This window comes from Inquilinus sp. (genome assembly GCF_057815775.1).
This window is the reverse complement of sequence record NZ_JBYRFX010000686.1, coordinates 1-15091: the sequence shown is the minus strand read 5'-3', so window position 1 is coordinate 15091 and position 15091 is coordinate 1. Positions and strand designations below refer to the sequence as shown.

Here is a 15091-nt window from a genome sequence, read left to right as displayed (position 1 = left end):
ACCGTATCGATCCCGCCGCCCGCCGCCTCGATCACGCGATCCCCGATGGAATCGACACCATAGGTGTCGTTGCCCGCGCCGCCGCTCAGCACGTCGTCGCCGAGCCCGCCGATCAGCGTGTTGGCGCCGGCATTGCCGGTGAGGCTGTTGTTCAGCGAGTTGCCGAAGCCGTTGATGTCGGCCGTTCCGGTCAGCACCAGGTTCTCGATGTTGGCGCCCAGCGAGAACTTGACCGCGGATTGGACGGTGTCGATCCCCTCGCCTGCCGCCTCGGTCACCACGTCGCCGATCGCGTCCACGACATAGGTGTCGTTGCCGGCCGCACCGGCCAGCGTGTCGTTGCCCAGCCCTCCGTCCAGCAGGTCGTCGCCCGCTTGGCCGTAAAGCTGATCGTCGCCGGCCAGGCCATAGATCTGGTCCGCCACGGCGCTGCCGACGATCCGGTCAGCCGCCGACGTGCCCGTAAACACCGCCATGATATCTCCCCCTTCATGCGCGCTGCGGCCGTTGTTCCCCAGCCGCCCGGCGCCTATGTCAGAACAGCCCGATCGTCAGGAAAACACGAAATCCGAAGCATGAAGCTGGGATGCGTCGGTGATCCCGGTCAGGGTGATGGTGATGTCAGCCGTGCCGTTGCCATCGGTGTCGACGAACAACTGGCCATCGGCAAACCGAGCTTCGGTGTGACCGCCGGAGGTGAAGGCCGACGCGCCGAGGTAACTGAAGGTGCCGTGCAGCAAGCTCTGGAACACGAGCTTGTCGCCCTGGGCCACACTGAAGTCGGTGATCGTGTCTCCACCATCCAAAATGCTCGAATATTCGAACATATCAGCGCCCGCGCCTCCAGTCAGCGAATCAGCTCCGTGCCCACCCGACAAATGGTCGGCCCCGCCTTTCCCGTCCAGGATGTCATTACCATCGCCACCGCTGAACCAGTCGGCGGAGCCGGCGCCGGACACAGTGTCGGCCTTAGCGCCCCCAACCACATCGAAGCCATTCCCCTTGTCGGACAGGAGTATGGTGTTGCCTTGATCGGAAAGACGGAAACTCATCAACCCATGCGGCAAATCTACAGCAAAATTCCTTTGAAGTTCTGTCGTCGACAGATCGACTACTCCTGATCCAACGATGGTGACGACATCCGCTCGCAATCGATAGAGCCCGTTTAGATCACTAGCGTTTAAGATTGCGTCTATACAGAGCAAACTTATTATCTCTATATTTTCAATTTCTACTTTAGTTAGATCAATAATATCATCAGAAAATCCAGAATACCCCACAGTTGATAAATAATCGAATCCATTTCCTCCGTCGTAGATTTCACCGCTTTCTATTTCCCCTTCTTCTATATACAGTAAATCCGAACCATCTCCTCCAAAAACCTCATCCCTCCCTAGACCACCATATAGGGAGTCATTTCCACCTTCACCATATATTATATCATTCCCGTCAGCGGCGCGAATTTCGTTCTCACCGCCACCGCCAGTGATTACATTGTTCAAAGAATTGCCCGATGCACTTATAAAATCATTATCAGAACCAATAATTAGATTTTCTACATTTTGCCCCAATGTGTAGCCGATGGATGAAATTACGGTATCAATACCCTCATCATTAGCTTCAATCACTACATCGGTGCTAAAAGATGAAGGATAGAATTCATCTATGTAGTAAGTGTCGTTTCCGATGCCGCCAATCAAGCGATCAACGCCGTGTCCGCCTGAGAGAATGTCATTACCTTCCTTACCTTCCAGGGTGTTCGCACCATCGTTGCCAAAGATCGAATTGTTGAGCGCGTTGCCGGTTCCGTTGATCTGTGTTGTCCCGGTCAGCGTGAGATTCTCGACGTTGGCGCCCAATGCATAGCCAATAGCAGACTGGACGGTGTCGATCCCCTCGTCCACCGCCTCTGTCACCACGTCGCCGGCGTTGTCGACGTCGTAGATATCGTTGCCGAGGCCGCCCTGCAAATGGTCCGCCCCGGCGCCACCGATCAGATGGTCGTCACCGAGGCCGCCCTGCAGGATGTTCGCCCCGGCATTGCCGGTGAGGGTGTTGTTCAGCGAATTGCCGAAGCCGCTGATCGCCGCTGAACCTGTCAGCAGCAGGTTCTCGATGTTGGCGCCCAACGAAAACTTCACTGAGGACTGGACGGTGTCGATGCCCCCGCCCGCCGCCTCGATCACGCGATCCCCGATGGAATCGATACCGTAGGTGTCGTTCCCGCCGCCGCCGCTCATCACGTCGTCGCCGAGGCCGCCAACCAATGTATTGGCGCCGGCATTGCCGGTGATCGTGTTGTTCAGGGAATTGCCAAAGCCGTTGATATCCGTGGCCCCGATCAACATCAGGTTCTCGACATTCGCCCCGAGCGAGAACGACACTGACGACCGGACGGTGTCGATGCCCTCGCCCAGCGCCTCGGTCACCACGTCGCCGGCCGTGTCGACCTCGTAGAGATCGTTGCCGAGGCCGCCCTGCAAATGGTCCGCCCCGGCCCCGCCGATCAGATGGTCGTCGCCGGCGCCGCCCTGCAGGATATTGGCCCCGGCGTTGCCGGTGAGGGTGTTGTCCAGCGAGTTGCCGAAGCCGCTGATCGCCGCCGACCCTGTCAGCAGCAGGTTCTCGACATTGGCGCCGAGCGAGAACTTCACCGAGGACTGGACGGTGTCGATGCCCCCGCCCGCAGCCTCGATCACGCGGTCTCCGATGGAATCGACGCCATAGGTGTCGTTGCCCGCCCCGCCGCTCAGCACATCGTCGCCGGCGCCGCCGATCAGCGTGTTGGCGCCGGCATTGCCGGTGAGGCTGTTGCTCAGCGAATTGCCGAAGCCATTGATCGCGGCCGTCCCGGTCAGCACCAGGTTTTCGACATTGGCTCCGAGCGAGAACGTCACCGCGGACTGGACGGTGTCGATCCCTTCGCCCGCCGCCTCGGTCACCACGTCGCCGATCGCGTCCACGACATAGGTGTCGTTGCCGGCGGCACCGGCCAGCGTGTCGTTGCCCAGCCCCCCGTCCAGCAGGTCGTCACCGGCCTGGCCGTACAGCTGATCGTTCCCCGCCAAGCCATGGATCTGGTCCGCCACGGCGCTGCCGACGATCCGGTCAGCCGCCGACGTGCCCGTAAACACCGCCATGATCTCTCCCCCTTCATGCGCGCTGTGGCCGTTGTTCCCCGGCCGCCCGGCGCCCATACCAGCTTAATCCGCGCTTCAGCCCGCTCCGCAATCCCCTATCGACAATTTAGCAAAAAAATCACATGGCCCGGCTGAGCGGCGGATCCGCGCCGCCTGTGCTAGGGTCGCCGCGCCCGATCCGCCTTCCGACCTGCCGCCCGAGACCGCCATGGCCCGCCGCCTGCCCCCGCTTGTCGCGCTTCGCGCCTTCGAGGCCGTCGGCCGGCTGGGCAGCGTCCGCGCCGCGGGGGATGAGCTGGCGGTCAGCCACACCGTGGTGTCGCGCCATGTCCGCAACCTGGAGCAGCGCATCGGCACCCGGCTGCTGCGCCCCGCCGGCCGCGGCCTGGCGCTGACGCCGGAGGGCGCGCGCTTCCTGGGCCAGGTGGCGCAGGCGCTGGACCTGATCGAGCACGCCACCGCCGAGCTGTCGGCGCCCCGGCGCCGGACCCTGGCGATCTGGTGCGCCCCCGGCGTCGCCTCGCGCCGGGTGCTGCCGAAGCTGCCCGAGCTGGAGGCGCTGCTGCCGGAGCAGGAGATCACCCTGCTGCCGACCCTGGCCCGGCCCGATTTCGCCCGCGCCGGCCTGGGCCCCGATGGCGCCGATGCCGAGATCATCTACCTCGAGACCGCGGAGCCGCGCGACGGGGTGCGGGCCGAGCTGCTGTCCAGCCCACGCGTCTTCCCGGTGGCCAGCAGCGCCTTCCGCGCCCGCTATGCCGATGTGACGGCTCCGGCCGATCTGCTGCGCCTGCCGCTGATTCATGAGGAGTCGACCGAGCAGTGGGAGCGCTGGCTGCGCCAGGCCGGCGTGGCCGAGGTGCCGCCGCTGCGCGGGCCGCGGCTGTGGCACGCCCATCTGGCGATCGAGGCGGCGCGGCTGGGCCAGGGCGTCGCCTTGGCCAATGCGGTGCTGGCCGGGGAGGACCTGGCGACCGGCGCGCTGGTCGAGGTGGTGCCGTCCGACATCCGCCTCGGCGGCTATTACTTCCTGTCCGCCGCGGCGCGCTGGCAGGACCCGGATCTGGCCACGCTGCGGCAATGGCTGCGCGCGCTGTTCGCCACACGGCCCGAACATGGGCCGGGGAATGGTGCCTAAAAGACACCGGATGGGTTCAAACTAGGCGATTGTGCAGCGGCCCTGCCGCACCGACTCTGTATGGGACCGCCCGAACCCGGGACGCGGTCCGGACCGAGCCCCAGCTTCGAGGACACGCATGACCACCAATGCCGAGCTTCTCACCCGCCGCAACGCCGCCGTCATCCGCGGGGTGGGGCACGCCACACCGATCTCCGCCGCCCGCGCGCTGAACTCGGAGGTCTGGGACGTCGAGGGCAAGCGTTACGTCGACTTCGCCGGCGGCATCGCCGTGGTCAACACCGGGCATTGCCATCCCAAAGTGATCGCCGCGGTCAAGGCGCAGATGGAGAATTTCACCCACACCTGCTTCCAGGTGTTGATGTACGAGCCGTATATCGAGCTGGCCGAGAAGCTGAACGCGCTGGCGCCGATCTCCGGCCCGCTGAAGTCGATCTTCCTGACCACCGGCGCCGAGGCGACCGAGAACGCGATCAAGATCGCCCGCGCCGCCACCGGCCGGTCCGGTGTCATCGCCTTCACCGGCGCCTTCCACGGTCGCACCATCCTGGCCTCGGCCATGACCGGCAAGGTCGTGCCGTACAAGAAGGGCCTCGGGCCCACCCTGCCAGATGTCTGGCACGTGCCGTTCCCGGTCGCCCATCACGGCGTCACGGTCGAGGATTCGCTGCGGCACCTGAACTTCCTGTTCAAGGCCGATGTCGACCCGTCGCGCGTCGCTGCGATCATCCTCGAGCCGGTGCAGGGCGAAGGCGGCTTCTACGAGGTGCCGCCCGAGCTGATGCGCGCGCTGCGCCGGGTCTGCGACGAGCACGGCATCGTGCTGATCGCCGACGAGGTCCAGACCGGCTTCGGCCGCACCGGCAAGATGTTCGCGATGGAGCATTACGACGTCGAGGTCGACCTGATCTGCGTCGCCAAGAGCCTGGCCGGCGGCTTCCCGCTGTCCGGCGTGATCGGCAGGGCGCCGATCATGGACGCGGCCGACCCGGGCGGGCTGGGCGGCACCTATGCCGGCAACCCGCTGTCCTGCGCCGCGGCGCTGGCGGTGCTGGAGGTGTTCAAGGAAGAGAAGCTGCTGGACCGGTCCAACGCCATCGGCGCCCGGATCAAGGCGCGGCTGGAGACGCTGTCGCGGCGCAACGACCTGCTGCCGATCGCGTCGATCCGCGGCCTGGGCGGCATGGTCGCCTTCGAGATCGTCAAGTCGCGCGGCACCAACGACGCCGATGCCGACGCCACCAAGCGGGTGACCCAGAAGGCCTACGAAAACGGCCTCGTGCTGCTGTCCTGCGGCGTCAACGCCAACGTCATCCGCATCCTGGTGCCGCTGACCGCCAGCGACGCCATCGTCGATGAGGGCCTGGATGTGCTGGAGACGGCCCTGGCAGCGGGCTGATCCTTCTTCTCTGTTCACTGTCATTGCCCGGCTTGCCCTCGGATCAAGTCCAAGGGGGGCAATCCAGGAGCCACGAAGAGCCGCTCTCGATGGCCTCTGGATCCTCGGGTCAAGCCCGAGGATGACAGGACAAAAAGCAGCGGCAGAGACACTGCATCCAACAGCGCGCCCCAACCGGCGCCACCCTCCTCCGTGACCCCGTGAGGTCCCCATGTCGACCGTGACCACCTTGTCCCTGAACGACCCAACCCTGCTGAAGAGCCAGTGCCTGGTCGATGGCGCCTGGATCGGCGAGGCCGTCGATCCCGTCGTCAACCCCGCCACCGGCGAGACCCTGGGCCTCGTGCCCCGCTTCGCCGAGCGCGAGACCACCGATGCCGTCGAGGCGGCCGAGACCGCCTTCGGCCCCTGGGCCAAGAAGACGGCCAAGGAGCGCTCCGTCATCCTGCGCCGCTGGTTCGACCTGATCATCGCGAACAAGGAAGACATCGCGCTGATCATGACCAGCGAGCAGGGCAAGCCGCTGGCCGAGGCGCGCGGCGAGGTCGACTACGCCGCCTCCTTCGTCGAGTTCTATGCCGAGGAGGCCAAGCGCATCTACGGCGAGACCATCCCGAGCCATCGCGCCGACGCGCGGATCCTGGTGATGAAGCAGCCGATCGGCGTGGTCGCGGCGATCACGCCGTGGAACTTCCCGGCGGCGATGATCACCCGCAAGGTCTCGCCGGCGCTGGCCGCCGGCTGTACCGCCGTGATCAAGCCGGCGCCGGAGACGCCGCTGACCGCCCTGGCCCTGGCCGAGCTGGCGGTGCGCGCCGGCGTGCCGGCCGGCGTGCTGAACATCATCACCGGTGACGCGCCCAAGATCGGCAAGGTCCTGACGGGCCACCCCGCCGTGAAGTTCGTCGGCTTCACCGGGTCGACCGAGATCGGCAAGCTGCTGATGCGCCAGGCCGCGGACACGGTGAAGAAGGTCGGGCTGGAGCTGGGCGGCAACGCGCCGTTCATCGTGTTCGACGATGCCGACATCGATGCCGCGGTCGAGGGCGCGCTGGCCTCGAAGTTCCGCAACATGGGCCAGACCTGCGTCTGCGCCAACCGGATCTACGTCCAGGACGCGGTCTACGACGATTTCGTCGCCCGCTTCGCCGCCAAGGTCAAAGCGATGCCGGTCGGCAACGGCACAGAGGCTGGCGTGGTCCAGGGCCCGCTGATCACCATGGAGGCGGTCGAGAAGATCGAGCGCCACATCGCCGACGCCACCGCCAAGGGCGCCACGGTGGTGACCGGCGGCCACCGCCATGCGCTGGGCCGCACCTTCTTCGAGCCGACGGTGCTGTCCGGCGCCACCACCGAGATGGTGGTGACGCAGGAGGAGACCTTCGGCCCGCTGGCGCCGATCTACCGCTTCCGCGACGAGACGGATGTGGTGGCCCAGGCCAATGCGACGCCGTTCGGCCTGGCCGCCTATTTCTACGCTCGCGATTTGGGCCGGGTGTTCCGGGTGGCGGAGGCGCTGGATTACGGCATCGTCGGCGTCAATGCCGGCGTCGTCGCCACCGAGGTCGCGCCGTTCGGCGGGGTCAAGGAATCCGGCCTCGGCCGCGAAGGCTCGCACCACGGCATCGAGGAGTTCGTGGAGCTGAAATACGTCCTGCTGGCGGGCATGGGCGCGTAGTGTCGATGCACCCATGACGCTGGCTCCATAAGAGAACCGTCATTGCGAGGAGGCGAAGCCGACGAAGCAATCCATGCCGCCGCTCGTCGTGGCCCTGGATTGCTTCGCTGCGCTCGCAATGACGATTTCTTTGCTGGTCCGCCGGTGTAATGCCAGGGAAGGCCCTGTGGCCTTCCCCCCTATCTTCAGAACCTTTTGATCGCCCCCGGCTCGACCACCGCCATGGTGAAGCGCACGGGGCGCCGGCCCTTGCAGGCATAGGCATGCGGCCGGTCGCTGTGCAGCAGGGCCGAGGTGCCGGCCGGCAGATCATGCTCCTGGCCTTCGACCTCCAGCCGCAGGGTGCCGGCGGTGACGTGCAGCAGTTCGCGCGTGCCGGCGGGGTGAGGATCGGAGATGTGCCGTTCGCGCGGCTTCAGCTCCCAGCTCCACAGCTCCAGCATGTCCGGCCCCTCGGTGCCGACCAGCAGCACCGCGGCGCCGCCTTCCGGCCCGGCCCACAGCCGCGCCGCCTCGTCCGGCCCGACCAGCCGCACCGCCTCCTCCGACCCCAGATCGACCAGCTGCGCCACCGGGACGCCGAGCGCCGCGGCCACCCGGCACAGCGTGCCGATCGACGGGTTGGAGCGGGCGCCTTCGATCTGCACCAGCATGCCCTTGCTGACGCCGGAGGCCTTGGCCAGCCCGTCCAGTGACAGTCGCCGCGCCCGGCGCAGCTCACCGACATGGCGCGCCACCGCAGCGGATGTCGCCCCCGCCATCCCGGCATCCCCTTCGGGCCCGGCGGTCATTATACTGACCTTCTCGGTCATGATGATCTATTCATCGTGATTGTCCCCCTGGTTACTTTAGCGGACGGACCCGATGCTGTCGCCCCACGGATCGTATCAGCGCCCCTGCTGCGCGAACTGGGCGATCAGGTCGTCCGCCCGGGACAGGAACAGCTTCAGCAGCGGCGACGTGTTCTCCCTGTGATGGCCGAGAACCAGCTCGATGCCGGGCACCTCGCCCTGCAGCGGCCGGCTGGTCACGGTCGAGGGCAGGAAGTTCCGGGCATAGAGCGGCAGCAGGGCGACGCCCCCGGTAGAGGCCACCAGCGACATCGCCATGGAGAGATGGTCGACCTCATGGTCCGGCGTGATGTCAAGGCCAATGCGCCTGACATAGCCGTCGATGACCCGCCGCAGCACCGGTGCGGTCTGCGAAACGCTGATGAAGACCTCCCCGGCCAGCGCCCGCGGATCGATCGTGGCCGATGCGGCCAGGCGGTGGTCGGTGCGCATCACCGCCACCAGCGGCTCACGGGTCAGGGTCCTGAACGCCAAATCCGGCATCCCCTCCTCCCGCCGCAGGAACGCGACATCGATCTTGCCCCGCAGCAGATCGGCCGCGAGCGCCGGCGAGATCTGGCTGGAGATCACCACCTCGATGCTGGGCAGTTCGTCGCGCAGGATCCGCAGGGCGGCGGGCAGCCAGTCCATCTCCTGCCCGGTCAGGAAGCCCATGACGAAACTGGTCTTGGCCGGATGGGCGGCCCGCCGCGCCGCCTCACCGGCGGCCTCGACCTGTGACAGGGCCAGCCGGGCATGGTCGAGGAAGGCCCGGCCCGCGGCCGTCAGTTCGATTCCGCGCGGGCTGCGGGTCATCAATTGGGCGCCGACCTCCAGCTCCAAATCGCGCATCTGCCGGCTGAGCGAGGGCTGTGCCGTGTGCAGCCGCCGCTCGGCCGCCAAGGTCAGGCTTCCCTCTTCCGCCACGGCGATGAAATAGCGCAGATGCCTGAGTTCCACTGCTCCGCCCCATGCCTGCGAGGTATGGCGACGACCGTACAAAGTGTTTCCGCCCGCCGCCAGGAGAACCTGGATCTTCATAAGGCCGGCATACCACGGGCACATCCCGCCATGGCGAGAGCGCATTCCCGATCGGCGGCGGCAACCGCTAGCTTCGATCCAAAGCGGGAGGGACACCGGCAGGCCGGCTCCCATCGCCTTGGCCATCCGGTGCCCTTGGATTTGTGCATCGAGGGTGCCATGAGCGGCGAGACGAGTCTGCCACATCTTGGATTTTACGAAAAAGCCACCAGCCTCAATGCCCGGGCGGTCGAGGCGATGATCGCTGATGAGAAGGCGCGGCTTCTGGAGGACATTCGCGGCCGGGCCGAGACTTGGCGCACCGCCGGCGACCCATCCATCCCCCTCGATCTATCGGCCCTGGGCGCAACGATCCCCCTGGCCCTCATACAGGCACTCGACGCCCTGGCCGGCGCCGACAACCCGGTCGCGGGCGTGCGCAATCTCGACCTCAGCAACAACGGCCTGGGGTCTATCGATCTTACTCCGATCGCGGCCCGCCTCAGTCCGACAGATCTCAAGCTGTCCCATTGCAACTTGACGACCTTGGGGCGGCTCCCGCCATCGTTGATAAGACTCTGGATCTCGAACAAGCTGGTCGGCCTCAGGGACAATCCACTCCCCGAGGGCGATCTCGCCGCGCTCACGGCCATGGAAGAGTCCGCAAACCGGACCTGGACCGGCAAGCCCCCCGTCGGCGCGAAGCTGCCGGATAGCAGGATCGAAGCTTGGCTCGACTATCCCAAATGGGCCGCCTGGGCCGAGATGGGTCCGAACCAGGATTCTCGCAAGGACGCGATCCGGCGGGTCGTCGACTGGATCGCCGCCGGCAATGTCGAAGCCACCCTGGACCTGTCCGGTCTCGGTTTGACAAGCCTGCCCCCCGACCTGCCGGCGACGGTCTTCAAGCTCGACATCAAGGGCAACGCCCTGCAACGGCCGAATCCGTCCCTGGTGGAACGGGCGATCACGCATTGCGAGATCGAGGGCGGAGCCGACTCGCTGCGCCCGGAGGATCTCCAGGCCCTGGCGGCGATGGCGGAGACCGCGAACCAGCCCTGGCACAGCGAGGATCCCGTCAAGACGAGAGTGTTGCCGCCATCCAGGCATGATGCCTGGGGGGGCTACCCGGCCTGGTCGGCCTGGGCCGATGCGGCGGAGGGCCCGAACGAACGGCGGCGCGACGCCGTCGACCGGCTGGTCGAGTGGATCGCGGCGGGAAATGTCGACGCCACTCTCGACCTCTCGGGGCTCGGCCTCACCGGCCTGCCGCCGGATCTGCCCAAGACGATCGCCGGGCTCGATGTCGCCAGAAACGGCCTGACGCATGTGCCGCCCGGGCTGCCCGCCACACTCGAGACGCTCGATCTCAGTGACAACACCATCGACGCCGTGGACGACGCATTCCTGAAGGTCTGGCTGTCCGATTGCGCGGTCGGCATCAAGGGGAACTCGCTGCCGGAGCGGGACGCTGCCGCCCTGGCCATCATGCACAAGACAAAGTCGGAGCCCTGGCGAGGGGTTCCGAAGCCCGAAGCGAAACGCCAGTCGTTCCAGCTCGCCGGGGACGGCACCGCCGATATGGGAGGATCAAAGGCAGAAGCCTGGCAGGGCTATGCCGCATGGTCCGAATGGGCAGTGGCAGGGACATCGAACGAAGAAAAGCGCAGCGAAGCGATGCAGCGCCTGATGGCTTGGACGGCCGATGGCGTCCTGTCCGAGCCCCTCGATCTGTCCGGCCTCGGCCTGACCAGCCTGCCGCGGCACCTCCCGGCACGGACCCTGATCCTCAAGCTCGATCGCAACCAACTGTCCACATTTCTGGAGCGGGAGGGAGAGGCACTGCAGTTCTTCAAGCTCGCCACGGAGATGTCGCTCACCCGCAATGGCCTGACGTCGCTGCCGCCTCTGGGTCCGAACGTGAAGATCCTGCATGCCGACGACAATGCGATCGAGGTGCTGGGTGATACCCTCCCCCCCAAGCTTGTGGAGATCAGCCTTCGGAACAATCGACTGAAGGACCTTGGAACGGCACTGCCGTTTTCGGTGCGCAAAATCGATGCTCGCGGCAACCCGATCACCACAGTCGGCCGGGGTGTCATGTCGTTGCAGATATCGGGATGCCAGCTCGATATCGATGACCCGTTGCTTGGGGAAGACGAACGCACCCTTGTCTCGACCTTGCGCCAGGCGGCTTCGACGAAGCTGCCCGCCTATCGCGCGCAGAAAGATCTGCTGATCGGCGGCCAGGATACGCCCGCCCTCTTCAAGACCCTTCAGGCCACAAAGGCCAGCCTCGCTGCCATCGATTTCCTCCGAACGGCAACACGAACCAGCGCCCTGCAAAAGCGGGGAGCCAAGGTCGTCGCGAGCATCGGGATCGGGACAGCCAGGCAGCGGCTCAATGAACAGATCCGCAGCAACGAAGCCGCCGAACTCAATCGGAGCGTGACGACGCGCATCGGCTTACTTCTCGATGATGTGGAACCGAAGCTGAAGGCGCTGCAGGGGCTCCTCGCAAGAGCCACGGCTGCCGTCAGCCGGCTTGAAACCGACATCGACGACGATTCCCTAGACATTAAAAAACAATACAACTCGGTCGAAAGTCTCTGCATCAGCGTCCGCTCGAATAGAGACAGCGTGCAGGACGCAGGGCAGTTGATTGATCCGGAATTGGTCGGGGCAGGCCTGCCGGGCTACGACACCCGCCGATGGGCTGCAGCGTGGGAGATGTGGCAGGCTTGCACGCCGAACCCGCTGTTCGTGCGGCTTGCGGAGATCAAGAAGCAGCTGCCGTCCAAAGCCGAGGATGAGACGGCGGGTTCCCCTTCCTGATTGTTACGCCACCGGGTTGACAAGCCAATCCGGTTCGCGGCAGAGTCTGCAATCGATTGTGCAATCGATTGTTAACAAGGCCGCCGGTCATGAGCCGCCTGGCCGCCAGTAGGGGAGCCGCAGATGAATGCCGCCGCCCGCATTGCGCCGGTGATCCGCAAACCCTGGTACCGGGTGCTCTACATCCAGGTGCTGATCGCGATCGCGCTGGGCATCGCGCTGGGCCATTTCCAGCCGGCGGTGGCGATCGACATGAAGCCGCTGGGCGACGGCTTCATCAAGCTGGTCAAGATGGTGATCGCCCTGGTGATCTTCTGCACCGTGGTCAGCGGCATCGCCGGCATGAGCGACATGAAGAAGGTCGGCCGGGTCGGCGGCAAGGCGCTGCTGTATTTCGAGGTGGTGTCGACCATCGCCCTGGTGATCGGGCTGGTGGTGGCGAAGCTGGTCAAGCCCGGCGCAGGCTTCAACGCCGACCCCGCCACGCTCGACGCCAGTGCAGTGGCGACCTATGCCGGCCAGGCGAAGGGCCAGACCATCGCCGACTTCCTGCTGAACATCATCCCGAACACGGTGGTCGACGCGCTGGCCCGCGGCGACATCCTGCCGGTGGTGCTGGTGTCGATCCTGTCCGGTGCCGTGCTGTCCCATCTCGGCGACCGCGCCGGCCCGCTGCGCGAGGCGATCGAGGCCGGGTCGAAGCTGGTGTTCGGCGTGATCAACGTGATCATGCGCCTGGCCCCGATCGGCGCGTTCGGCGCCATGGCCTTCACCGTCGGCCGCTATGGCGTTTCCGTGCTCGGGCCGCTGGCGGCGCTGGTCGGCACCTTCTACCTGACCAGCGCGATCTTCGTGTTCGGCGTGCTGGGTGTCATCGCCTGGTGGACGGGCTTCAACATCTTCAGGTTCCTGCTCTACATCAAGGAGGAGATCCTGATCGTGCTCGGCACCTCCTCCTCCGACCCGGCCCTGCCCAGCCTGATGGCCAAGCTGGAGCGGGCGGGCTGTTCCAAGCCCGTGGTCGGGCTGGTGGTGCCCACCGGCTATGTCTTCAACACCGACGGCACCTCGATCTACATGACGCTGGCGGCGCTGTTCGTCGCCCAGGCCACCAACACCGACCTGTCGCTGGGGCAGGAGCTGGCGATCTTCGCCGTGGCCATGCTGACCTCGAAAGGCGCCTCCGGCGTCACCGGCGCGTCCTTCATCGCCCTGGTCGGCACCTTGTCCGTGGTGCCCAGCATCCCGGTCGCCGGCATGGCGCTGATCCTGGGCATCGACCGGTTCATGAGCGAGGCGCGGGCGCTGGTGAACATGATCGGCAACGGCGTCGCCACCGTGGTGATGGCGAAATGGGAGGGGGAACTGGACATGGCCCGGCTGCGGGCGGCGCTGTCCGGCGCGCCGTTGCCGGAACCGGAGGCCGAAGGCGACACGGCGCCGCCCGAGGCGATTCCGGCCGGCCTCGCCGTCGGCCGTTTGGGCGGCGGCGCCTGAGGCCTGTCCGGATCACCGGCCGTCGTCTTCCGCGACGTAACACGGATATTTCGCCTTCTGCCGCCGGGCGATGCCGGGGTCGAGCTCGACGATCACCAGCGGCGCATCGGCCGAGGTCTCGGCCAGCAGCGTGCCGTCAGGCGCGAAGGCCAGGCCGCAGCCACCGAACTCCGGGCTGCCGGCCGCGGCGCCGATCCGGTTCGAACTGACGACATAGCTGCCGGAGACGATGGCCGCCATGGCGCCGCCGGTGGCCCAGAAGCCACGGTCAGGCCCTGTGGCGCGGGGCACCACGATCAGGTCGGCCCCGGCCCGGCCGTAGCGCCGCGCGTGCTCGTTGAACATCAGCTCGGTGCACAGCAGCACGCCGACCGCCAGCCCGGCGACCCGATGCAGGCCGAAGCCGCCGTCACCCCGGAACCAGGTCGCCTCGTACCAGCCGGCCTCCTCGGGGAAGAACCGCTTGCGGTGCAGCGGCTGCACCCGGCCGGCCTCCAGGGCGAAGGCCTCGTTCGCCAGGCGGTCGCCGGCCCGGACCGGGCGGGACGAAATCACCGCCGGCACGCCGAGGGCGGCCAGAGCCTCCAGGCCGCGCTCATGCAGCGCGACGCTGCGCTCGGCCGCGTCCGGGTCGAACCGCTCCGCCCCGGCCAGCCAGGGGCCGAACGGCATCTCGTTGGTGACCAGCAGGTCCGGCCGCGCCGCCTCGACCTGCCGGCGGACCGCATCCCACCCGGCACCAGCGGGATCGAGCCCTTCGGGCCACTCGACAAAGGCGCAGCGGATCATGGAATCCTCCATCCTCAACAACGCCAGTTGTAGCGGAGGACGGGCGCCATGACAGCGCCCGTGAAGACCCGTTACGCCGCCACCGTGCCCTTGCGGATGATGACGTTGCCGTAGAACAGCCGCTCGCCGGTGGCGATCACCAGCGAGGCCTGCTTGGCCCGGTCGTAGAAGGCGAAGCGCTCCAGCAGCGTCAGCCGGTGCCCGCCCGCGACCCGGCCCAGCGCGTCGCGGATCAGGGTGTGGGCCGGCATCACCTCCGTCGGGTTGCCGATCACCTCCATGCCCAGCACCGGGTCGGGCTCGGAGTCGTCGATCGGCAGCACGCTCAGCACCGCGCGCAGCATGCTCTTGAGATCCGCCGCCTCCATCCGCACCAGGCGCCGGGCCACGGTCTCGGCCGGGAAGCTGCCATCGGCGATCACCAGCTCGTCGCCATGCCCCATGGCGCGCAGGCCGTGCAGGATGTCTGGCCCCAGGATGGGGTCGATTCCGATCAGCATGGGGTCGATCCTTCGTCTCGATGGGGGTGTTTGGGAAACAGCATCATGGCGTCGGCGCGCCCGGGGCGATCAGGCCTTCGGCGCGCAGCTCGGCCCACAGGTCGGCCGGGATGGGATGGCGGAACAGCTCCTCGTTCTCGACCAGCTCGGCCGCGGTGCGGGCGCCGGTCAGGATCGAGGCGACGGCCGGATGGGCCGTCGGGAACTGGATCGCCGCGGCCTTCAGCGGCACGCCATGGCGCCGGCACACCACGTCCAGCGCCTG

General features: G+C 66.6%; 12 protein-coding genes. 5 read left to right on the top strand and 7 right to left on the bottom strand.

Annotated elements, in window-relative coordinates; genetic code table 11:
- Together AC3XYG_RS23910 and AC3XYG_RS23905 are read right to left on the bottom strand one after the other, a co-directional pair.
- Positions 1-476 (bottom strand): calcium-binding protein (locus tag AC3XYG_RS23910; protein WP_489142367.1); only part of this gene is annotated, 476 nt, incomplete at its 3' end.
- A gap of 75 nt (positions 477-551) precedes the next feature.
- Entirely contained in the window at positions 552-3140 is a 2589-nt protein-coding gene (locus AC3XYG_RS23905; RefSeq protein WP_489142366.1) for a beta strand repeat-containing protein, read from the bottom strand.
- A gap of 208 nt (positions 3141-3348) precedes the next feature.
- Between AC3XYG_RS23905 and AC3XYG_RS23900 the strand changes: the two genes are divergently transcribed.
- The 3 genes from AC3XYG_RS23900 (at position 3349) to AC3XYG_RS23890 (ending at position 7355) form a co-directional block, all read left to right on the top strand.
- On the top strand, positions 3349-4278 hold the full coding sequence (locus AC3XYG_RS23900) for a LysR substrate-binding domain-containing protein (RefSeq protein WP_489142365.1): 930 nt from the start codon (positions 3349-3351) through the stop codon (positions 4276-4278).
- A gap of 118 nt (positions 4279-4396) precedes the next feature.
- A complete protein-coding gene (gene gabT / locus AC3XYG_RS23895; RefSeq protein ID WP_489142364.1) occupies positions 4397-5677 on the top strand; it encodes a 4-aminobutyrate--2-oxoglutarate transaminase in 1281 nt (426 codons plus the stop codon).
- A 211-nt stretch (positions 5678-5888) separates the two neighbouring features.
- Positions 5889-7355 (top strand): NAD-dependent succinate-semialdehyde dehydrogenase, encoded by a 1467-nt coding sequence (locus AC3XYG_RS23890; protein WP_489142363.1) that lies wholly within the window; start codon positions 5889-5891, stop codon positions 7353-7355.
- A 185-nt stretch (positions 7356-7540) separates the two neighbouring features.
- On the opposite strand, the gene AC3XYG_RS23885 is transcribed toward AC3XYG_RS23890, so the two are convergent.
- Positions 7541-8167: a helix-turn-helix domain-containing protein gene (locus AC3XYG_RS23885; protein WP_489142362.1), complete on the bottom strand. Its 627-nt coding sequence runs from the start codon at positions 8165-8167 to the stop codon at positions 7541-7543.
- A gap of 75 nt (positions 8168-8242) precedes the next feature.
- Positions 8243-9145, bottom strand: coding sequence for a LysR family transcriptional regulator (locus AC3XYG_RS23880; RefSeq protein ID WP_489142361.1), 903 nt, complete (start codon positions 9143-9145; stop codon positions 8243-8245).
- Positions 9146-9385: 240 nt separating this feature from the next.
- Here AC3XYG_RS23880 and AC3XYG_RS23875 point away from each other — a divergent pair, with 240 nt between their 5' ends.
- Both AC3XYG_RS23875 and AC3XYG_RS23870 read left to right on the top strand, forming a co-directional pair.
- A complete protein-coding gene (locus AC3XYG_RS23875) occupies positions 9386-12040 on the top strand; it encodes a leucine-rich repeat domain-containing protein (protein ID WP_489142360.1) in 2655 nt (884 codons plus the stop codon).
- A gap of 123 nt (positions 12041-12163) precedes the next feature.
- Entirely contained in the window at positions 12164-13537 is a 1374-nt protein-coding gene (locus AC3XYG_RS23870; protein WP_489142359.1) for a dicarboxylate/amino acid:cation symporter, read from the top strand.
- Positions 13538-13549: 12 nt separating this feature from the next.
- On the opposite strand, the gene AC3XYG_RS23865 is transcribed toward AC3XYG_RS23870, so the two are convergent.
- From AC3XYG_RS23865 to AC3XYG_RS23855, 3 genes are all read right to left on the bottom strand, one after another.
- Complete coding sequence (locus tag AC3XYG_RS23865) at positions 13550-14326, bottom strand: carbon-nitrogen hydrolase family protein (RefSeq protein ID WP_489142358.1); 777 nt, start codon at positions 14324-14326, stop codon at positions 13550-13552.
- 71 nt (positions 14327-14397) lie between these two features.
- Complete coding sequence (locus AC3XYG_RS23860; RefSeq protein ID WP_309794056.1) at positions 14398-14826, bottom strand: RbsD/FucU family protein; 429 nt, start codon at positions 14824-14826, stop codon at positions 14398-14400.
- Positions 14827-14869: 43 nt separating this feature from the next.
- The coding region (locus AC3XYG_RS23855; protein WP_489142357.1) for an aldo/keto reductase at positions 14870-15091 on the bottom strand (222 nt) is incomplete at its 5' end.